The sequence below is a fragment of the Mesorhizobium muleiense genome, assembly GCF_900099905.1.
GTDB lineage: Bacteria > Pseudomonadota > Alphaproteobacteria > Rhizobiales > Rhizobiaceae > Mesorhizobium > Mesorhizobium muleiense.
The window spans coordinates 243486-261664 of the sequence record NZ_FNEE01000003.1; the positions used below are offsets into that span (position 1 = coordinate 243486).

General features: G+C 63.6%; 22 protein-coding genes. 13 read left to right on the plus strand and 9 right to left on the minus strand.

The features are described from left to right. Positions 1 to 259 precede the first annotated feature (259 nt). The 4 genes from ccmA to BLT09_RS08695 all read left to right on the plus strand — a co-directional run bounded on the left by ccmA (position 260) and on the right by BLT09_RS08695 (position 2464). Positions 260 to 868, plus strand: coding sequence for a heme ABC exporter ATP-binding protein CcmA (ccmA, locus tag BLT09_RS08680; protein WP_091592182.1), 609 nt, complete (start codon positions 260 to 262; stop codon positions 866 to 868). Positions 869 to 905: 37 nt separating this feature from the next. Then, entirely contained in the window at positions 906 to 1571 is a 666-nt protein-coding gene (gene ccmB / locus BLT09_RS08685) for a heme exporter protein CcmB (RefSeq protein WP_091592185.1), read from the plus strand. A 150-nt stretch (positions 1572 to 1721) separates the two neighbouring features. Continuing rightward, positions 1722 to 1889, plus strand: a complete 168-nt coding sequence (gene ccmD, locus BLT09_RS08690; protein WP_023803344.1) for a heme exporter protein CcmD — start codon at positions 1722 to 1724, stop codon at positions 1887 to 1889. Further along, the gene (locus BLT09_RS08695; protein ID WP_023803345.1) at positions 1886 to 2464 is read left to right on the plus strand and encodes a DsbE family thiol:disulfide interchange protein; all 579 of its coding nucleotides are present in this window, start codon (positions 1886 to 1888) and stop codon (positions 2462 to 2464) included. Before ccmD ends, BLT09_RS08695 begins: the two co-directional genes overlap by 4 nt. Positions 2465 to 2553: 89 nt before the next feature. Here BLT09_RS08695 and BLT09_RS08700 read toward each other — a convergent pair whose 3' ends face one another. Beyond that, positions 2554 to 2721 (minus strand): hypothetical protein, encoded by a 168-nt coding sequence (locus BLT09_RS08700; protein ID WP_023803346.1) that lies wholly within the window; start codon positions 2719 to 2721, stop codon positions 2554 to 2556. A gap of 272 nt (positions 2722 to 2993) precedes the next feature. Between BLT09_RS08700 and BLT09_RS08705 the strand changes: the two genes are divergently transcribed. After that, positions 2994 to 3911, plus strand: coding sequence for an SMP-30/gluconolactonase/LRE family protein (locus BLT09_RS08705; protein ID WP_091592455.1), 918 nt, complete (start codon positions 2994 to 2996; stop codon positions 3909 to 3911). 222 nt (positions 3912 to 4133) lie between these two features. On the opposite strand, the gene BLT09_RS08710 is transcribed toward BLT09_RS08705, so the two are convergent. The 8 genes from BLT09_RS08710 to BLT09_RS08745 all read right to left on the minus strand — a co-directional run bounded on the left by BLT09_RS08710 (position 4134) and on the right by BLT09_RS08745 (position 11403). After that, on the minus strand, positions 4134 to 4664 hold the full coding sequence (locus BLT09_RS08710) for an NADPH-dependent FMN reductase (RefSeq protein ID WP_091592457.1): 531 nt from the start codon (positions 4662 to 4664) through the stop codon (positions 4134 to 4136). A 40-nt stretch (positions 4665 to 4704) separates the two neighbouring features. Beyond that, the gene (locus BLT09_RS08715) at positions 4705 to 5325 is read right to left on the minus strand and encodes a pyridoxamine 5'-phosphate oxidase family protein (RefSeq protein ID WP_027153702.1); all 621 of its coding nucleotides are present in this window, start codon (positions 5323 to 5325) and stop codon (positions 4705 to 4707) included. Positions 5326 to 5341: 16 nt separating this feature from the next. Next, the gene (locus BLT09_RS08720; protein ID WP_091592188.1) at positions 5342 to 6016 is read right to left on the minus strand and encodes a septation protein A; all 675 of its coding nucleotides are present in this window, start codon (positions 6014 to 6016) and stop codon (positions 5342 to 5344) included. Between the two features lie 62 nt (positions 6017 to 6078). Continuing rightward, the gene (gene ftsY / locus BLT09_RS08725) at positions 6079 to 7725 is read right to left on the minus strand and encodes a signal recognition particle-docking protein FtsY (RefSeq protein WP_091592189.1); all 1647 of its coding nucleotides are present in this window, start codon (positions 7723 to 7725) and stop codon (positions 6079 to 6081) included. Positions 7726 to 7736: 11 nt separating this feature from the next. Next, positions 7737 to 9074: a tRNA (N(6)-L-threonylcarbamoyladenosine(37)-C(2))-methylthiotransferase MtaB gene (gene mtaB, locus BLT09_RS08730; RefSeq protein WP_091592459.1), complete on the minus strand. Its 1338-nt coding sequence runs from the start codon at positions 9072 to 9074 to the stop codon at positions 7737 to 7739. Then, positions 9074 to 9958, minus strand: a complete 885-nt coding sequence (gene dapF, locus BLT09_RS08735; RefSeq protein ID WP_091592191.1) for a diaminopimelate epimerase — start codon at positions 9956 to 9958, stop codon at positions 9074 to 9076. Before dapF ends, mtaB begins: the two co-directional genes overlap by 1 nt. A gap of 176 nt (positions 9959 to 10134) precedes the next feature. Next, positions 10135 to 10296, minus strand: coding sequence for a DUF1328 family protein (locus BLT09_RS08740; RefSeq protein WP_023803355.1), 162 nt, complete (start codon positions 10294 to 10296; stop codon positions 10135 to 10137). 96 nt (positions 10297 to 10392) lie between these two features. Beyond that, positions 10393 to 11403: an MBL fold metallo-hydrolase gene (locus tag BLT09_RS08745; protein WP_091592461.1), complete on the minus strand. Its 1011-nt coding sequence runs from the start codon at positions 11401 to 11403 to the stop codon at positions 10393 to 10395. Positions 11404 to 11711: 308 nt separating this feature from the next. On the opposite strand from BLT09_RS08745, the gene BLT09_RS08750 reads away from it, so the two are divergent. From BLT09_RS08750 to sucD, 8 genes are all read left to right on the plus strand, one after another. Beyond that, positions 11712 to 12260: a protease inhibitor Inh/omp19 family protein gene (locus tag BLT09_RS08750; protein WP_091592193.1), complete on the plus strand. Its 549-nt coding sequence runs from the start codon at positions 11712 to 11714 to the stop codon at positions 12258 to 12260. Positions 12261 to 12463: 203 nt separating this feature from the next. Next, positions 12464 to 13660: a cell division protein ZapE gene (gene zapE / locus BLT09_RS08760; RefSeq protein ID WP_091592195.1), complete on the plus strand. Its 1197-nt coding sequence runs from the start codon at positions 12464 to 12466 to the stop codon at positions 13658 to 13660. Positions 13661 to 14194: 534 nt separating this feature from the next. Then, positions 14195 to 15163, plus strand: a complete 969-nt coding sequence (mdh, locus tag BLT09_RS08770) for a malate dehydrogenase (RefSeq protein ID WP_091592197.1) — start codon at positions 14195 to 14197, stop codon at positions 15161 to 15163. A 47-nt stretch (positions 15164 to 15210) separates the two neighbouring features. Beyond that, positions 15211 to 16404, plus strand: coding sequence for an ADP-forming succinate--CoA ligase subunit beta (gene sucC / locus BLT09_RS08775; RefSeq protein WP_091592198.1), 1194 nt, complete (start codon positions 15211 to 15213; stop codon positions 16402 to 16404). A gap of 4 nt (positions 16405 to 16408) precedes the next feature. Beyond that, positions 16409 to 16780 carry a cupin domain-containing protein gene (locus BLT09_RS08780; RefSeq protein ID WP_091592200.1) on the plus strand — a complete coding sequence of 124 codons (372 nt, stop codon included), beginning with the start codon at positions 16409 to 16411 and terminating at the stop codon, positions 16778 to 16780. Positions 16781 to 16802: 22 nt separating this feature from the next. Next, positions 16803 to 17033: a hypothetical protein gene (locus BLT09_RS08785; RefSeq protein ID WP_091592203.1), complete on the plus strand. Its 231-nt coding sequence runs from the start codon at positions 16803 to 16805 to the stop codon at positions 17031 to 17033. Beyond that, positions 17023 to 17217, plus strand: a complete 195-nt coding sequence (locus tag BLT09_RS08790) for a PIN domain-containing protein (protein WP_091592205.1) — start codon at positions 17023 to 17025, stop codon at positions 17215 to 17217. The genes BLT09_RS08785 and BLT09_RS08790 overlap by 11 nt, the downstream gene beginning before the upstream one ends. Before the next feature lie 15 nt (positions 17218 to 17232). Beyond that, positions 17233 to 18135: a succinate--CoA ligase subunit alpha gene (sucD, locus tag BLT09_RS08795; protein ID WP_091592206.1), complete on the plus strand. Its 903-nt coding sequence runs from the start codon at positions 17233 to 17235 to the stop codon at positions 18133 to 18135. Positions 18136 to 18179: the final 44 nt, after the last annotated feature.

Below are 18179 nucleotides of genomic sequence, written 5' to 3' on the forward strand. Positions count from 1 at the left end.
CTGAAAGGGAACGGACGCCGATGGCATGCAATCACGCGCAAAGGTGCGGGTACGGCCATTTCCGCTGTCCGTTCCCAGCCAACCCGAGCCGTTCAAGGCGGCGCGTGCGCTGGTTCGGCGCTAATTCGCTTCCCGTGCCGACCGCTGGCACGGATGCCCCGCATATAGAGAATTTCCTGGAATAGTTCTAGACAGTCGAACGGCTATTTTGTGCGATGCGGCAGCTGCCGTGGCGCGATGTTTTCGGGACGGGCATGGAATGCGGCTGATCGCCGAAAATCTGGGCGGCGAACGCGGCGGCGAGGCGGTTTTTTCCGGCATCAACTTTGCCCTTGGCAAAGGCCAGGCGCTGATCGTCACCGGGCCGAACGGCGCGGGGAAATCGACGCTGCTCAGGATAGTTGCCGGGCTTCTGCCGGTGGCGGCAGGCCGTTTGCTTGTCGAAGGTGGCGGTGAGGATTTTCCGTCGGTCGCCTCGGCCTGCCACTATCTCGGCCATCAGAACGCGATGAAGACGGCGCTGAGCGTGGCGGAAAATCTGCGCTTCTGGCGCGATTTTTCGGGCGCGGATTTTTTGAGCGCCGAAGAGGCGCTGGCAATGGTCGGGCTTGACGGTATCGGCCATCTGCCGTTCGGCTATCTCTCCACCGGGCAACGCCGCCGCGCGGCGATCGCAAAACTGCTGGTCAGCCGGCGGCCGCTGTGGCTGCTCGACGAGCCGACGGCCGGATTGGACAAGGCTTCGGAAGAGCGATTCGGCCGGCTGATGCGGGAGCATCTGGACGAGGGCGGAATCATTATTGCGGCGACGCATCTGCCACTGGGGTTGGAGGGGGCACAGGAATTGAGGATGGGGGAAACTCGGTAATGTCGGCGTTCCCGCCTGGGCAAGGGCATCTAAAACCATGCTAGCCCTCTTCCTGCGCGATATCCGCCTGAGTATCCGGGCCGGCGGCGGGGCGCTGACCGGCGTGATCTTCTTTCTCGCGGTGATCGCCACGATCCCCTTCGGCGTTGGGCCAGACATCAATCTGCTTGCCCGCATCGGCCCGGCGATCCTGTGGATCGGCGCCTTGCTGGCTTGCCTGCTCGGTCTCGACCGATTGTTTCAAGCCGACCGGGAAGACGGCTCGCTCGATCTGCTGGTGCTCGGCGACGACCGGCAGATGCTGGCGCTGACCGTGCTGACGAAATGCCTGGCGCATTGGGCAGGAAGCGTGCTGCCGCTGGTCATCGCCGCACCCTTGCTCGGCCTGTTCATGAATATGGAGCCGATCGGCATCGGCGCCACGGCGCTGACCCTTCTGGTCGGCACGCCGGCGATCACCTTCATCGGCGCTGCCGGTGCGGCGGTAGCGGTGGCACTGCCGCGCGGCGGGCTGCTGATCTCGGTGCTGGTGCTGCCGCTGACCATCCCGGTGCTGATCTTCGGCGTCTCGGCAAGCTATGGCGCGGTGGCGAACCCTGATCCGTTTCTGCAGCCTTTCCTCATTCTTGCCGCGCTGACCTTGTTTCTTGCCGTGCTGGGGCCGGTTGCGGCAGCGTTGGCGCTGCGCCATGGAACCGACTGATTTGGCCGGCCATCGTTGGTGATTGCAGGGCGTCAAAGGCTGCGGCGCTGCTGTCGATTGCGAAGCCGATGGCGCAGGGTTAAAGGAAGGCATGTTGGAACGAAGCGAAATGGTCCGGCTGAAAGGTTTTGCACCGGAGGAGCGACCCCTATGAGCGCGCATGCGCTCTATGTGACCGCTGCCTATGCCATCACGGCCGTGGTGCTGGCCGGGCTGATCGGCTGGATCCTGCTCGACCAGCGTGCACGCAGACGAGACCTCGCCGAGCTGGAAGCGTCCGGCGTGCGGCGGCGCTCCGACAAGGCGGGGAAATCATGAGCATGGAGACGGAAACGCCGGCGCGCTCACGCCGCCTGATCGTGCTGTTGCCGCTGCTGATTTTCCTCGGGCTGGCGGGGCTGTTCCTGACGCAGCTGCTGTCCGGCCGCGACACTTCGGAAGTGCCATCAGCGCTGATCGGCCTGCCGGCGCCGCAGACCAATCTGCCGGCGCTGGAGGGCATGAATTTGCCGGGGCTCGATTCCAGGCAGTTCGCCGGCAAGGTCACGCTCGTCAACGTCTTCGCGTCGTGGTGCGGGCCGTGCCGCGACGAACATCCGCTGCTGCTGGCGCTGTCGCAGGACAAGCGCTTCGTCATCGCCGCCCTCAACTACAAGGACCAGCCGGAAAACGCCCGCCGGTTCCTCGGCGATCTCGGCAACCCGTTCCAGGCGATCGGCGTCGACACGGCAGGGCGCGCGGCGATCGACTGGGGGGTCTACGGCGTGCCGGAAACCTTCGTCGTCGGCAAGGACGGCAAGATCGCCTACAAGCACGTCGGCCCGCTGACGCCGGGCTCAGCACAAGCGCTGCTGCTGCCGGAGATCGAGAAGGCGCTGGCAGCACCCGGCTGATGGCCCCGCCGTTTCGTCATCCTTGGGTCTTCACTCCGCTTTGCGTCGTTTCGCCCAAGGATTACGAACGTGAGAGGTCGACCGAAGATTCAGCCGTAGACCTGCTTGTGGACCTGGTAGAGCATTTCGCTGCGGTCGGCGCGCATGTCGGCCAGATCGCGGCTGGAAAACGAATCGATTTCGGCGATGAGGCGGTTGTATTGCCGGCGCTTGGCGATGCTGGTGCGAGCGCGGCTCATGAGGCTGTCGAGAATCATAGCGAGGTTCCTTCTGTGCCGCATTGTTGCGGCAGGTTGTTCCTCCCTGATCGATACGCAGCATGACATAGTTATGGTGCATCGCAAAAAGAAGATGTTGCAATGCACCATTGCGCTGGGCGCATAGCCGGTTAACGGCGCATGGGCCCGTTCTTCCATCCGTCAGTCGAGCAAGGCGGCACTGCCTGTCCGATACAACGATCTTGCCATATCGATCGCCGGCTGGCTTGATCGCGCCGGCACCAGCGATTTGCATGACCCGGGAGGAAACCATGGCCGCCGAACACTACGAAATTCTAGATCCACGCTTTGCGCGGCTGTTCAACGGCAACGCGCAGGTGGACAAGCTGTTCACCGGGTGCCGGTGGGCCGAAGGGCCGGCCTGGTTTGCGGCCGGCCGTTATGTGGTCTGGTCCGACATTCCCAACAACCGCATGCTGCGCTACGACGAGACCGACGGCAGCGTCAGCGTGTTCCGGCAGCCGTCGGGCAATTCCAATGGCAACACCGTCGACCGGCAGGGCCGGCTGGTCACTTGCGAGCATTCGGGGCGCCGCGTCAGCCGCACCGAGCATGACGGCTCGATCACCATCATCGCCGACAAATGGCGCGGCAAGCGGCTGAACTCGCCGAACGATGCGGTGGTCAAGTCCGACGGTTCGATCTGGTTCACCGACCCGACCTACGGCATCGATACGGATTATGAGGGCGACAAGGCCGAGAGCGAGATCGGCGCCTGCCATGTCTACCGGGCCGATCCCGGCACCGGTGAGATCGAAGCGGTGATCACCGACATGATCAGGCCCAACGGGCTTGCCTTCTCGCTCGACGAGAGCAAGCTCTACGTCGTCGATACCGGCCGCACGCATGGCGCGCAGAATCCGGCGCATATGCGGGTGTTCGATGTCGACGAGGCCGGCAAGAAGGTCTCCGGCGGAAAGGTCTTCGCCGATTGCACGGCCGGCCTGTTCGATGGTTTCAGGCTCGACGACCAGGGCCGGATCTGGACCAGTGCCGCCGACGGCATCCATTGCTACGATCCGGACGGGACGCTGATCGGCAAGATCAAGGTGCCGGAAGTCGTCGCCAATTGCGTGTTCGGCGGCAACAAGCTGAACTGCCTCTACATCGCCGGCACGACCTCCCTCTACATGGTCCGGCTGATGGTCAACGGCGCAAAGACATTTTGAGAGGCCGCGGGGTTTTCGAAGAGGTCGCTGCGCGCGACTGGTTCGGCGGCGAGACCAATGTCGAGACGTTGAGACGGAAGGAAGTTTGCGAGAGGCTGCGGGACAGCGCCCCCCTCTGCCCTGCCGGGCATCTCCCCCACGTGGGGGGAGATCGGCAGCTTTATCGCCGACGCCCTTAGCGTTCGCTCCGCTCCGGGACAACGAAAGCACGGTGGCCGCCGCTTAACGCGACCGGATGAAATCGGTGAAGGCCGAAATGGCGTTGTGCATTGCCAGTTGGCTTGCCGGCTCCGACAGGATTCTGTCCACCTCCGGTGGCTTCTTGCCGAGCAGGGCGATTTCGAGCGCGGTGTCTTCAAAAAGCGCGAAAGACATGGTGCGCATGATCTCGGCCAGAGCCGCGCGGGCAAACAGCGAGCGCGGCGAGGCGTGCACCAGCATGGCCGGCTTGCCGACAGCTGCATCGCGCGACACCACGTCGAGCGCGTTCTTCAGCCCGCCCGGTACGCCATGGGCATACTCAGGGCAGGAGACGATCACGCCGTCAGCGGCGGTGACCGCGTCGATCAGCGCGGATGCTTGCGGTGGCGTCCGCTCGCCTTCGTCATCCGGATTGAAAATCGGCAGCCGGCCAAGCCCGTCATAGACGATGACGCGGCAGCCAGTCGGCGCATTTTGCGCCAAACCCGCGCTCAACGCCGAATTGGTTGAGGCGGCGCGCAGGCTGCCAGAGATTGCAAGGATGTTGAGCAAAGGAATGGAGATCAGCTTGGACGATTCGTTGCCGGGCACACTACCACATGGTGTGTTTGTATTCTTCGTCCAGCCAGCGGTCGGTCGCCTCGGCCGAATCGGCGAGCGCCAGCTGGTCGCGCAGGATCTGGCCGAGTGTCGGCAGCGTCGCGCGGTCGTACCAGGTTTCCGGCTTCCACAGATCGGAGCGCATGAAGGCCTTTGCGCAATGCATGTAGGCGGCCTTGACCGTCACCAGGACGACGCTTTGCGGTTCCTTGCCGTCGACGGCGAGCCGCTCGCGCAGGCCCGCATCGACGGTGATGCGGGCGTCGCCATTGACGCGCAGCGTCTCGTTCATGCCCGGGATGAGGAAGAGCAGCCCGACCGAAGGGTTGAGAAGAATGTTCTCCAGCGTGTCGAGCCGGTTGTTGCCGGGCCGGTCGGGGATGGCGATGGTCTTCTCGTCGAGCACGGCGGCAAAGCCCGGCCTGTCGCCCTTCGGCGTCACATCGGCATTGCCGGCGCCGTCCGAGGAGCCAATCAGCACGAAGGGGCTTTTGCCGATGAAGGAACGGCTGTGGCCATCCAGCGCCTTCAGTTCCTTCCGGATCGAACCGTCGGTCGGCCGAGGCGTCTTGTAGATCGTTCTCAGCTCTTCGCGCGTGGTGACGAATTCCATGCCGTCTCCTTGATCGTTACTTGCCGGGCTTCCCTTCTGTTCCGGTCTTGCCTTCAAGCGAATGGCGCATGATCAGCGGCATCTGGCTGAAGGTGAAAAGAAGGGTGATCGGCATGATGCCCCAGACCTTGAAGGTAACCCAGGCGTCGGTGGAAAAATTCCGCCAGACCACTTCGTTGACAAGGGCCAGGAACAGGAAAAACAGGCCCCAGCGGAAGGTGAGTTTCTTCCAGCCCTCGGCATCGAGGCTGAAGGCCGAATCGAAGACGTAGCCGAGCAGCGACTTGCCGAAGAACAGGCCGCCGAGCAGCACGCCGCCGAACAGCATGTTGACGATTGTCGGCTTCATCTTGATGAAGATGTCGTCCTGCAGGTAGAGCGTCAGCGCGCCGAAGACGAAGACGACGACGCCCGACACCATCGGCATGATCGGCAAGGTGCGGGTGAGCAGCCAGGACGCGGCCAGCGCGATCGCGGTCGCGGCCATGAACAGGCCGGTGGCGACGAAGATCGGTCCGCCGAATTCGGCCAGCACCGGAAACTTCTGCGACAGCCATGCGCCACGGGCGTTGGCGAAGAAGAACACCATCAACGGGCCGAGCTCCAGCACCAGCTTGAGCAGAGGATTGACGCTTTCCTTCTTCTGTTTCTGCGGGTCGGACGGGTCGCGTTCGAGGATGCGCGGGTTCATAGGCTTTCCTTCTTGCGCATGATCCTGGTCCAAAAGTCTGCAACTTTTTGGGATCAAGCTTGTTACGCCACTCCAGCGATCGCCCTGGCGAACTCGCTTGCGGAGAATGGTTCGAGGTCGTCGACCTGTTCGCCGACGCCGATGAAATAAACCGGCAATTTATGCTTTGCCGCAATCGCCACCAGAATACCGCCGCGTGCCGTGCCGTCCAGCTTGGTCATCACCAGGCCGTTGACGCCGGCGACGTTGCGGAAGATCTCGACCTGGTTGAGCGCGTTCTGGCCGGTGGTGGCGTCGACCGTCTGCAGCACGGTGTGCGGCGCCTCCGGATCGAGCTTGCCCAGCACCCGGACGATCTTTTCGAGTTCCGCCATCAGCTCGGTCTTGTTCTGCAGCCGCCCGGCGGTGTCGATGATCAGCACGTCCGAGCCGGCTTGCCTGGCCTGTTCGAAGGCATCATAGGCGAGGCCGGCGGCGTCGGCGCCGAGCTTCGAGGCGATGACCGGCGACCTGGTGCGCTCGCCCCAGATCTTCAATTGCTCGATCGCGGCGGCGCGGAACGTGTCGCCGGCGGCGAGCATCACCGACAGGCCGCCGTCGGTCAGCTTTGCCGCCAGCTTGCCGATGGTCGTGGTCTTGCCGGTGCCGTTGACGCCGACGACAAGGATGACATGCGGCTTGTGGCTGAGGTCGAGCTCCAGCGGCAAGGCGACATGGGTCAGCACCTTCTCCACCTCGGCCGCCATGATCGCGCGCACTTCCGCCTCGGAGACGTCCTTGCCGTAGCGGCTGGCAGCCAGCGAATCCGTGATGCGCAAAGCCGTCTCCATGCCGAGATCGGCGCGGATCAGCACGTCCTCCAGATCCTGCAGCGTGTCCTCGTCGAGCTTGCGCTTGGTGAAGACGCCGGCGATGTTGCCGGACAGTTCCCGGGAAGAGCGGGCGAGCCCCTCCTTCATGCGCTGGAACCACGAGCGTTTCGGTGCCGGTTCCGGCGCCTTCTGCGGCTCGGCTCTCTGCTCGACCTTCCTGGTGACGGTGACCTTGCCGGGAGCCGGCTTCGGCTCCGGCGGTGGTTGCGGAACGGCTTCAGGCTCGGGCGCGATCTCGGCAAGGATCGGCTGTGTCTGGACCGGCGCCGGCTGGCGAATCGGGGGCGGGATTTCGGCCGCCGGCGCCTCAGGCCCGGGCGCCGTCGAGGGGGCATCGGCGGGCGGTGCGATATCTTGCGCAGGTTCGCGCTGCCCCTCACCCTTACCCTCTCCCCGTGAAGGACGGGGAGAGGGGGGCGTCAGCGTCGGCGCTTCTTCTTTGCCGCTTTCAAAAGGAGGCTCGGCGGGACGATCAGCACCCTTCTCCCCGTCTCTATACGGGGAGAAGGTGCCGGCAGGCGGATGAGGGGCAGCGCCACGTTCGGATGACGGCCCCTCAGTCTGGACGATCTCAGGCTGCGTCGGTGCTGGCTCAGGAATCTCCTCTGGCGCCGGCACCTCGGCAGGCGTCTCCGGCTCCTCGACCGAAGCAGGTTCCGGCTGGATTTCAGGCTCGGGTGGAATCGTCGGAGCGGGCTCGGCCTCTTCAACAGCCGCCGGTTTCAGCGCCTCGAGCGCGTCCCATTTGATCGGCGGCAGCGGTGCGGTCTCGTCGATCCGCTCCTCGACCACTTCCTTCTTGCCGAACGAAAAAATCTTCTTGAGAAAACCAGCCATGTTCTTGCGTCTCAGGCGGCGCGGGCGGCAAGCGGCGCCGCGATCAGTCTGACACCGTCATCGCCGGCGATATCGGCCTCGACGATTTCGCCCGGCGCACCCTCGGAGATCGCGGCAAGCGTAAACCCTTCGGTGCGGCCGAGCCCGTCGCGCTCGATCAGGATCGACTGGCGTGTTCCGGCGAGCGAGGAAAGGTGGCTGCGATAGGCGGTGTCACCGGCGGCGCGCAGCCGTGCCGCACGCTGCTTGACCAGTTCACGGCGAAGCTGCGGCATGCGCGCGGCAGGGGTGCCTTCGCGCGGCGAAAACGGAAAAACGTGGAGATGCGTCAGGCCGCATTCCGCGACGATCTCCAGCGATTTTTCGAACATGGCGTCCGTCTCGGTCGGGAAGCCGGCGATGATGTCGGCGCCGAAGACGATGCCGGGACGCAATTTGCGCAAATCCTGGCAAAAACGGATCGACTGATCCCGGTTGTGCCGGCGCTTCATCCGCTTCAGGATCATGTCGTCACCGGACTGCAGCGACAGATGCAGATGCGGCATCAGCCGGGGCTCGGTGGCGATGGCGTCGAGCAGATCGTCGTCAGCCTCGATCGAATCGATCGAGGAAAGGCGCAGGCGTTTCACGTCAGGCACCTGCTTCAGGATTGTCTTGACCAATTTGCCGAGCTTCGGGCTGCCCGGCAGGTCGGCGCCGAAACTGGTCATGTCGACGCCGGTCAGCACGATCTCGGCATAGCCATTGCCGCTCAGCCGCTTGACCTGCTCGACCACGGCGCCCATCGGCACCGAGCGCGAATTGCCGCGGCCATACGGTATGATGCAGAAGGTGCAGCGGTGGTCACAGCCGTTCTGAACCTGGACGAACGCCCGCGCCCGGCCTTCGATGGCGTCGACCATGTGGCCGGCCGTCTCGCGCACCGAAAAGATATCGTTGACGCGAGCCTTCTCGGTGTCGTTGACGCCGAAATCCGGCAGCGCGCGATAGGAATGCGCCTTCAGCTTTTCCTCGTTGCCAAGGACGAGATCGACCTCGTCCATGGCGACGAAATTCTGCGGCTCGGTCTGCGCGGCGCAGCCGGTGACGATGATGCGGGCGGCCGGATTCTCGCGGCGGGCCTTGCGGATCGACTGTTTTGCCTGGCGCACCGCCTCGCCGGTGACGGCGCAGGTGTTGAAGATGATGGCGCCGCCTTCCAGCGCGCCAAGGCCGGCACTTTCCGCCTCTCGCCGCATCACCTCGGATTCATAGGTGTTCAGCCGGCAGCCGAAGGTGACGACGTCAATACCCTTGGAGAAAACGGGATCCCCGGAAAGAGCGGGACCCTTCTTGGCAAGCGCGGCCATCAGGCGGCGCTTTCGGTGACGCGGGCCCACACGCCGGTCGCCGGGTCGAAGCTGCCGGAAAATTCCCATTCGGCGGCGCCGGTGAGGATGACGTGGTCGTCGCCGCGCCACTCGACATGCAAGGAGCCACCTCCGGGCGTCACCAGGGAGACGCTGCGTCCGGTCCGCCTGGTGCGCGCGGCAGCGACGGCGGCGGCACAGGCCGCTGTACCGCAGGCCTTGGTCAGGCCGGCGCCGCGCTCCCAGGTGCGGATGACCATCGTCTCGGTCGAGGTCACCCGCGCGATGGTGATGTTGGCGCGTTCGGGGAAGATCGGGTGGTTTTCGAGCAGCGGACCGAAGCGGTCGAGCTCATAAGACCAGACGTCGCGGTCGACCCAGAAGATGGCGTGCGGATTGCCCATCGACACGACCGAGGGCGAGTGCAGCACCGGCGCGTCGATCGGGCCGACCTGCAGCTCGATCATGCGGGTATCGCGGAATTCCTCGGCGAGCGGAATATCCTGCCAGCCGAAATGCGGCTTGCCCATGTCGACCGAGATCAGCCCGTCGGCATGTTCTTCAGCGTTGAGGATGCCGGCGACGGTCTCGAAGGCGAATGTCTTCTGGCCGGTCTCGGCGGCAAGCGCCTGCACCACGCAGCGCATGCCGTTGCCGCAGGCCTGCGCGCCGGTTCCGTCGGAATTCAGGATGTCGATGAAAAAGGCAGTGCCCGACGTTCTGGCGTCGTGGATCGCCATGATCTGATCGAACTTCGTCGCGGCATCGGCATTGAGCGCAAGGGCGGCAGCCGGCGCCACCCGGTCGGCGCGACCACGCATGTCGGCAACGATGATTTCGTTGCCGATGCCGTTCATCTTGGCGAAGGGGGCAGTGCTTGCCATGGATCGAAAGGTCTCATGCCGGTTTGGCGCCTATATGGCGGATAGCGGCCGGAATTACCAGTGCGAGACGCCAGCGCGACGTGCGTCGACTTGGACGCACAAAGTACGCTCTGACATTTTTAAACCTGCGCATCGTGCTTCCTGAAAATCGATTACGATTTTCGGGCGGATGCGGTCTATGCCACCGCCAAGACGCCAAGCATGACCAGCAGGAAGATGATCAACACAATGCCGATGAGAATGCGGGCACCGGTGGCGGCGGCTCCGGCCAATGCCGGCATGCCGAGCAGGCTGGCCGCGGCCGCGATTATCAGAAGAATCACAATCCATTTGATCATGGGAAATCCCTCGCAGCCGACGGTTGTGGACCACCACCAACGCGTTTACGACGTCCCGGGTTCCCCCGGGGGCCTCTGGGGGGCCGGGTCGCCAGCCTAGAGCGCCGGCACGTCCCAGACTTCGCCGGGACGCAGGGCGCGAAAGCGTTCTTGCGGGACACCTTGATCGTTGAGGGCCTCGCCCAGCTTTCTTGCCGGCTCGTCGATCGGCTCGTTGGTGAGCCGGAACGTGCCCCAATGGCAGCCGGCGGCATAGGCGGCGTTGCACAACAGCATGCCTTGCACCGCCTCCTCGGGGTTCTGGTGGTGTGGCGCCATGAACCAGCGCGGCTCGTAGGCGCCGATCGGCAGGATGGCGAGGCGGAAGCCGCCGTGCCTTGCGGCCATCAGCCGGTAGTTGATGCCATCGTGGAAACCGGTGTCGCCGGCGAAATAGACCTTTCCGCCCGGCGTCTCGACCACAAAACCCGCCCACAGCGCCATGCGCCGGTCGCGGGTGCCGCGCGCCGACCAGTGGTGCACCGGCTCGACATGGACGGCGACGTCGTTGCCGATCTCGACCCGTTCGCCCCAGTCATGCACGGAAAGCCGCATGCCGGGAACGCCGGCATCGATGATGGCGTCGTTGCCGAGCGGCGCCAGCACCAGCGGGTCGTGCTTTGTCTTCAGCCGCTTCAGCGTGGCGAGGTCGAGATGATCGTAGTGGTTGTGGCTGACCAGCACGAGGTCGATCGGCGGCAGGCTGGAAAAGGCGATGCCCGGCGGATTGACCCGTTTCGGCCCGGCAAAGGCGAGCGGCGAGGCGCGCTGCGACCAGACCGGGTCGGTAATGATATTCAGGCCGGCTGTCTGGATGAGCAGCGAGGAATGGCCGACCATGGTCAGCCTCAGCCCGGAGCCGTCGATCCGCTTGGCCGGTGTCGCCTGATGAAACGGACTCGGATCCGCCGTCGGCCATTTCGAGCGTTCGCCGCCCAGCTGCCACTTCAAAAGATCGGAAAAGCGGGCAGGCGACTTGCCGTTGGGATTGAAGAACAAGGTGCCGTCGAAATGATCGCTGGGCGGCCCGCTATAATAGCGGTTGGCCACCCTTTTCCTCGCAGCCAAGATTTCGCCTCCGGCAAGGTTCGGTTTCATCAGAGATAGGACCGAAGCCGATTGGCGCAAGCATTTGGCGGCCGGACGCCAGGGGCAGGCCTGTCCAGGCAAACCGCTGCGCAGTCTCTCGGGTCAGACTCTCGGGCTAGACCCCTGGGGCAGGTTTTCGGGCGGCACGCACTTGTGGCAAAGTTGCAACAGGTGCCGCCGCAAATGCTATTTTAACCATACAGGGTTGAAATTTTGCCACCTTCTCCGTCTTGGTAAGGGGGATATTGTGCGGACGGCAGCCCAGCCGGATCCGACGGAGGTTTGAAATGAATTTTTCGAAAACCGGTCTGCTGGCCGTATCGCTGGCCGCGCTCTTTGCAAGCGGCTGTTCAACGTCAAGGTTCTCGCCTATGGACCAGCAGCCGGCGCCGCTGCAAGCCGCGCCCTCGGGCAAGGTGACCGCCAACCAGCTGCCGCCGCCGGCGTCGCCCGGCACCGCCGACCCGTCGAAATTTCCGACGGCGCCGCAAGGCACGCTAAACCCGCAGGTCGCCGCGCTGCCGGCGGACGGGACGGCTCCGGCCGGAGCCCCGGATCTTACCGCAAGCAGCGTCGCCGGCGTGTGGAAGGCCAGCGTGTCCGGCCAGAGCTGCCAGGTGGCGACGCCGCAGACCAAATTCGGCTCCGGCTATCGGGCTGGACCGCTGCATTGCCCGGCGCCGATCGACGGCATCAAATCCTGGAACGTCGCCGGCAAGCAGTTGACGCTGTACGACGCGAATGGCGGCACGCTGGCACGGCTCTATTCCTCTGGCGGAGAGAAATTCGACGGCCAGACTTCCAACGGCCTGCCGATCTCGCTTACAAGAGGCTGACCCGCCGATTATTTGTTTTACGCAATTCCGAACGGAAAACCGCTACACACTTTTCCTGGAATTGCTCTTTTTTGTTTTTACACGATTCCGGGCCGAAAACCGCTACACACTTTTCCTGGAATTGCTCTCTTTTGTTTTTACGCAATTCCGGACAGAAAACCGCTACACACTTTTCTTGGAATTGCTCCGGAACGACGTGACCGATGCATCTGCGTGACGGCCTTCAGACCCATGCGACCGTCCGGCAGCGTTACGACCATTGGGTCGACACGGGCATGATCGACCGCGATCCGGCGCAGGAGCGGATCGTCGCGGCACTCGACCGGCTGATCGACGAGATTTCGGCAAAACGGCTGGCGCACAAATCGAGCGCGCTGGGCTGGCTGTTCGCTCGCAAGCGCGAGACGCGCGAGGCCGTCAAGGGGCTCTATATCCACGGCGGCGTCGGCCGCGGCAAGACCATGCTGATGGACATGTTCTTCGAGCTGGTGCCGGTCCGGCGCAAGCGCCGTGTGCATTTCAACGACTTCATGGCCGATGTGCAGGACCGCATCCAGAAGCACCGGCAGGCGCGTAAAGAGGGCACCGTCAGGGAAGACGACCCGATCGCGCCGGTGGCCCGCGCGTTGGCCGAGGAAGCCTGGGTGCTGTGCTTCGACGAGTTTTCCGTCACCGACATCGCCGATGCGATGATCCTGTCGCGGCTGTTCTCGGCGCTGTTTGGCAACGGCGTCGTGCTGGTCGCCACGTCCAATGTCGCGCCGCAGGATCTCTACGGCGACGGCTTGAACCGCAAGCTTTTCCTGCCCTTCATCGGCATCCTGGAGCGGCATGCGCAGGTGATTGCCCTCGATGCCGACAAGGACTATCGGCTGGACAAGCTCAGCCGCCTGCCGGTCTATGTCACCCCTGCCGATGCCGCCGCCGATGCTGTTCTCGACGAGGCCTGGGAAGTGATGACGCATGGCAGGCCGACGCAGGCAGCGGCCCTGACGGTAAAGGGCCGGCAGGTCGTCGTGCCGCGCGCCGCCGGCGACGCAGCGCGGTTTTCCTTTGCCGATCTCTGCGAAAACCCGCTCGGTGCCCGCGATTTCCTGGCGATTGCCGGCCGCTTCTCGACCGTCTTCATCGATCATGTGCCGGTGCTTGGCGAAGGCATGCGCAACGAGGCAAAGCGCTTCATCCTGCTGATCGACACGCTCTACGACCATCGTGTGCGGCTGGTGGTGAGCGCCGCCGCGCCGCCAGCGGAGCTTTATACGGCCAAGCGCGGCAACGAGGTCTTCGAGTTCGAGCGCACCGCGTCGCGGCTGATAGAGATGCAGAGCCACGAATGGCTGGAAGACTGGATGGAGAGACAGAAGGCGACGCTGACCGAAGCGCAGCAGGCTCGAGCCTGAAGATAGTCTCCGGAAGGTCGCGATCCTTCGCGCCCCCCTTCTGTCCCGCCGGACATCTCCCCCACAAGTGGGGAGATTGGCCGTCATCCCTGCCTTCGCCAATCTCCTGCGTGGCAGGCGTGAGCGGAGCGTCGAAGTTGCCGATCTCCCCCCCATGTGGGGGAGATGTCCGGCAGGACAGAGGGGGCGCTGTCCCGCGGCAATGGCCAGCCTGACCGGTTCATCGAACACATCTTCGGCGACCCGCTTCACAAGGGCGTCATCGCCGGGAAACAGCCTTCTTATTTCCATCTTCATTGCGTAACTTTCCTAGTCAGCTTACAAATTTTGACGTTTACGTAAATCCCAACCCATCTAACCGATTGAAAAATCTCACTCCAAAATAATCGTTTGAATATTCTATGCGCCGGGGCTATTGGGTGCGGCGAAATCTTCGCGGCTTCCCCGCAGCATTCCGGCCTCCTTCCTCGACGCCGTCATCCAATTCGTCAAGGGATTGGGCGCCGTCACAGTCTAAAGGGAAAACATCCTGACATGGCACGCAACAAGATAGCGCTCATCGGCTCGGGCATGATCGGCGGCACGCTCGCCCACATGATCGGCCTCAAGGATCTCGGCGATGTTGTGCTGTTCGATATCGCCGAGGGCATCCCGCAAGGTAAAGGGCTGGATATCGCGCAGTCGTCGCCGGTTGATGGGTTCGATTCCAGGCTGACCGGCGTCAACGATTATGCCGGCATCGAGGGTGCCGACGTCTGCATCGTCACCGCCGGCGTGCCGCGCAAGCCGGGCATGAGCCGCGACGACCTTCTCGGCATCAATCTGAAGGTCATGGAACAGGTTGGCGCAGGTCTCAAGAAATACGCGCCGAAAGCCTTCGTCATCTGCATCACCAACCCGCTCGACGCCATGGTCTGGGCGCTGCAGAAGTTCTCCGGCCTGCCGAAGAGCCATGTCGTCGGCATGGCCGGCGTGCTCGACAGTGCGCGCTTTCGCTATTTCCTGGCCGAGGAATTCAAGGTGTCGGTCGAGGATGTCACCGCCTTCGTGCTCGGCGGCCATGGCGATTCCATGGTGCCGATGATCCGCTATTCGACGGTCGCCGGCATCCCGCTGCCCGACCTCATCAAGATGGGCTGGACCTCGAAGGAAAAGCTCGACCAGATCGTGCAGCGCACCCGCGACGGCGGCGCCGAGATCGTCGGCCTGCTCAAGACCGGCTCGGCCTTCTACGCACCGGCCGCCTCGGCGATCGCCATGGCCGAAGCCTATCTCAAGGACAAGAAGCGCGTGCTGCCCTGTGCTGCGCATCTCTCCGGCCAGTATGGTGTCAAGAACACCTATGTCGGCGTGCCGGTGGTGATCGGCGCCGGCGGTGTCGAGCGCGTCATCGAGATCGAGCTCGGCAAGGCCGAGCAGAAGATGTTCGACAATTCGGTGGCGGCGGTGCAGGGCCTGTGCGAGGCTTGCGTCAAGATCGCGCCGCAACTTGCCGCCAAGTGACCCGCTGCCAAGCGACCCGCCAGTAAAGTGATCTGGAGATATCTAGCATGAACATCCATGAATATCAGGGCAAGGCGCTGCTGAAGGGCTTTGGCGCACCGGTGGCCGAAGGCGTGCCGGTGTTTAGGGCAAGCGAGGCGGAAGCCGCCGCCAAGGCACTGCCCGGCCCGCTCTATGTGGTGAAAAGCCAGATCCATGCCGGCGGCCGCGGCAAGGGCAAGTTCAGGGAGCTTGGCCCCGACGCCAAGGGCGGCGTCAGGCTGGCGAAATCGGTGGCCGAAGTGGTCGCCAACGCCAAGGAAATGCTTGGCCACACGCTGGTCACCAAGCAGACCGGCCCGGCGGGCAAGCAGGTCAACCGCCTCTACATTGAGGACGGCGCCGACATCGAGCGCGAGCTCTATCTGTCGCTGCTGGTCGACCGCTCCGTCGGCCGCATCGCCTTCGTCGTTTCGACCGAGGGTGGCATGGATATCGAGGCGGTCGCCCACGACACGCCGGAAAAGATCATCACCGTCGCCATCGACCCGGAAAAAGGCATAACGGCGGATGATTTGAAAGAACTCAACGGCGCGCTGAGGCTCGACGGCGACGCCGCCAAGGACGGCGAGACGTTGTTCCCGATCCTCTACAAAGCCTTCGTCGAGAAGGACATGAGCCTGCTCGAAGTCAACCCGCTGATCGTCATGAAGAATGGCCGGTTGCGCGTGCTCGACGCAAAAGTGTCGTTCGACAACAACGCGCTGTTCCGCCATCCCGACGTGATGGAGCTGCGCGACATCACCGAAGAGGACGAGAAGGAGATCGAGGCGTCGAAATACGACCTCGCCTATGTCGCGCTCGACGGCAATATCGGCTGCATGGTCAACGGCGCCGGCCTCGCCATGGCGACGATGGATATCATCAAGCTCTACGGCGCCGAGCCCGCCAACTTCCTCGATGTCGGCGGCGGCGCGTCGAAGGAGAAGGTGACGGCGGCGTTCAAGATCATCACCAAGGACCCGGCGGTCAAAGGCATCCTGATCAACATCTTTGGCGGCATCATGAAGTGCGACATCATCGCCGAGGGCGTTATCGCGGCGGTCAAGGAAGTCGGCCTGCAAGTGCCGCTGGTGGTGCGGCTGGAAGGCACCAATGCCGAGCTCGGCAAGAAGATCATCAACGACAGTGGGCTCAACGTCGTCTCGGCCGACGACCTCGACGACGCGGCCAAGAAAATCGTGGCGGCGGTGAAGGGCTGATCTGGTGCCTCCGCACAAGATAAACCTGGTCGAGGCGGCGGATCAGAAGATCAAAAAGGTCTTCGATCCGCATATCGCCGGCGACGTCAACGACGCCCAGGTCAAGATCGCCAAGTTCGGCGATATCTTCGATTGGCACGCGCATGACAACGAGGACGAAGCGTTCCTGGTGCTGCGCGGCCGCATCGCCATCGATTTCCGCGACGGCACGGTCGAGCTTGGCAGCGGCGAGTTCATCGTCGTGCCGCGCGCCATTGAGCACCGGCCGCGCTCGCTGAGCGAACAGCCGGTGGTGCTGATGTTCGAGCCGGCGACGACGCTCAACACTGGCAACGCCAAGAGCGACCTCACAGTCGCCGATCTCAAGCGGCTTTAGGGAGCTTGTGCGGGGAAGAGAAATGAAGAACATCACTCTGGCGGTCGAAGACGAGGTTCTGGAGCAGGTCAAGCTGACGGCCGCTGAACAGGGAACGACCGTCTACGCCTTGGTGCGGGAGTTTTTCGCGACAGTGGCCGCGAAGCGCCATGCCAACGACGGGGCTCGGCAAGCCCTGCTTAGGCTTGCCTACGAGGCTTCAGGCGACATGGGCAGCAAGACTTGGAACCGGGCAGCTCTCCATGACCGCTGAGTGCCGCCTCGACACGAACATTCTCGTCTGTGCCGCCATCGGACACGATTCCAAGCGCGCGGATTATGGCGCAATCATCGCCGCCGCCGAGCGCCTTGGCGTCAAGACACTTTACACCGAAGACCTCAACCACGGGCAGGCCTACGGCTCCGTGGTCGCCGTCAACCCCTTCCGCACTCACTGATCAGGTCGCTAAAAAATGTCCATTCTCGTCGACAAGAACACCAAGGTGCTCGTGCAGGGCCTGACCGGCAAGACCGGCACGTTCCATACCGAGCAGGCGCTGGCCTATCACGGGACAAAAATGGTCGGCGGCATCCACCCGAAGAAGGGTGGCGAGACGTGGACCGGCGCCGCGGGCGAGAGCTTGCCGATCTTTTCCACCGTCGCTGAAGGCAAGGCGAAGACCGGCGCCAATGCATCTGTCGTCTATGTGCCGCCGGCAGGCGCCGCCGAGGCGATCCTGGAGGCGATCGAAGCAGAAATCCCGCTGATCATCTGCATCACCGAGGGCATCCCGGTGATCGACATGATCAAGGTCAAGGCGCGGCTCGACCACTCGACATCGCGGCTGATCGGTCCCAACTGCCCCGGCGTCCTGACCCCCAACGAATGCAAGATCGGCATCATGCCCGGCAACATCTTCCGCAAGGGCTCGGTCGGCGTTGTTTCCCGCTCGGGAACGCTTACCTATGAGGCAGTGTTCCAGACCACCAATGTCGGTCTCGGCCAGACCACCGCCGTCGGCATCGGTGGCGACCCCGTCAAAGGCACGGAGTTCATCGACGTGCTGGAGATGTTCCTCGCCGACGACGAGACACAGTCGATCATCATGATCGGCGAGATCGGCGGCTCGGCCGAGGAAGACGCCGCGCAGTTCCTCAAGGACGAAGCCAAGCGTGGCCGCAAGAAGCCGATGGCCGGTTTCATCGCCGGGCGCACGGCCCCGGCCGGCCGCACCATGGGTCACGCAGGCGCGGTGATTTCCGGAGGCAAGGGCGGCGCCGAGGACAAGATCGCGGCGATGGAATCGGCCGGAATAAAGGTTTCGCCGTCGCCGGCTCGGCTCGGCACGACGCTGGTCGAAGCGATAAAAGGTTAAGGGAGTAGGGGAGTAAGGGAGTAGGGCAATAGGGAAAAGGACCA

Excerpts from the sequence above, each read along its gene's own strand:
- ccmB (WP_091592185.1), top strand. The coding sequence starts at position 906 with ATGCTAGCCCTCTTCCTGCGCGATATCCGCCTGAGTATCCGGGCCGGC.
- BLT09_RS08700 (WP_023803346.1), bottom strand. The coding sequence starts at position 2,721 with ATGATTCTCGACAGCCTCATGAGCCGCGCTCGCACCAGCATCGCCAAG.
- BLT09_RS08740 (WP_023803355.1), bottom strand. The coding sequence starts at position 10,296 with ATGATCAAATGGATTGTGATTCTTCTGATAATCGCGGCCGCGGCCAGC.
- ccmD (WP_023803344.1), top strand. The coding sequence starts at position 1,722 with ATGAGCGCGCATGCGCTCTATGTGACCGCTGCCTATGCCATCACGGCC.
- BLT09_RS08785 (WP_091592203.1), top strand. The coding sequence starts at position 16,803 with ATGAAGAACATCACTCTGGCGGTCGAAGACGAGGTTCTGGAGCAGGTC.
- BLT09_RS08705 (WP_091592455.1), top strand. The coding sequence starts at position 2,994 with ATGGCCGCCGAACACTACGAAATTCTAGATCCACGCTTTGCGCGGCTG.
- BLT09_RS08790 (WP_091592205.1), top strand. The coding sequence starts at position 17,023 with ATGACCGCTGAGTGCCGCCTCGACACGAACATTCTCGTCTGTGCCGCC.
- ccmA (WP_091592182.1), top strand. The coding sequence starts at position 260 with ATGCGGCTGATCGCCGAAAATCTGGGCGGCGAACGCGGCGGCGAGGCG.
- mtaB (WP_091592459.1), bottom strand. The coding sequence starts at position 9,074 with ATGGCCGCGCTTGCCAAGAAGGGTCCCGCTCTTTCCGGGGATCCCGTT.
- mdh (WP_091592197.1), top strand. The coding sequence starts at position 14,195 with ATGGCACGCAACAAGATAGCGCTCATCGGCTCGGGCATGATCGGCGGC.
- BLT09_RS08695 (WP_023803345.1), top strand. The coding sequence starts at position 1,886 with ATGAGCATGGAGACGGAAACGCCGGCGCGCTCACGCCGCCTGATCGTG.
- dapF (WP_091592191.1), bottom strand. The coding sequence starts at position 9,958 with ATGGCAAGCACTGCCCCCTTCGCCAAGATGAACGGCATCGGCAACGAA.
- BLT09_RS08715 (WP_027153702.1), bottom strand. The coding sequence starts at position 5,325 with ATGGAATTCGTCACCACGCGCGAAGAGCTGAGAACGATCTACAAGACG.
- BLT09_RS08750 (WP_091592193.1), top strand. The coding sequence starts at position 11,712 with ATGAATTTTTCGAAAACCGGTCTGCTGGCCGTATCGCTGGCCGCGCTC.
- sucC (WP_091592198.1), top strand. The coding sequence starts at position 15,211 with ATGAACATCCATGAATATCAGGGCAAGGCGCTGCTGAAGGGCTTTGGC.
- zapE (WP_091592195.1), top strand. The coding sequence starts at position 12,464 with ATGCATCTGCGTGACGGCCTTCAGACCCATGCGACCGTCCGGCAGCGT.
- BLT09_RS08720 (WP_091592188.1), bottom strand. The coding sequence starts at position 6,016 with ATGAACCCGCGCATCCTCGAACGCGACCCGTCCGACCCGCAGAAACAG.
- sucD (WP_091592206.1), top strand. The coding sequence starts at position 17,233 with ATGTCCATTCTCGTCGACAAGAACACCAAGGTGCTCGTGCAGGGCCTG.
- ftsY (WP_091592189.1), bottom strand. The coding sequence starts at position 7,725 with ATGGCTGGTTTTCTCAAGAAGATTTTTTCGTTCGGCAAGAAGGAAGTG.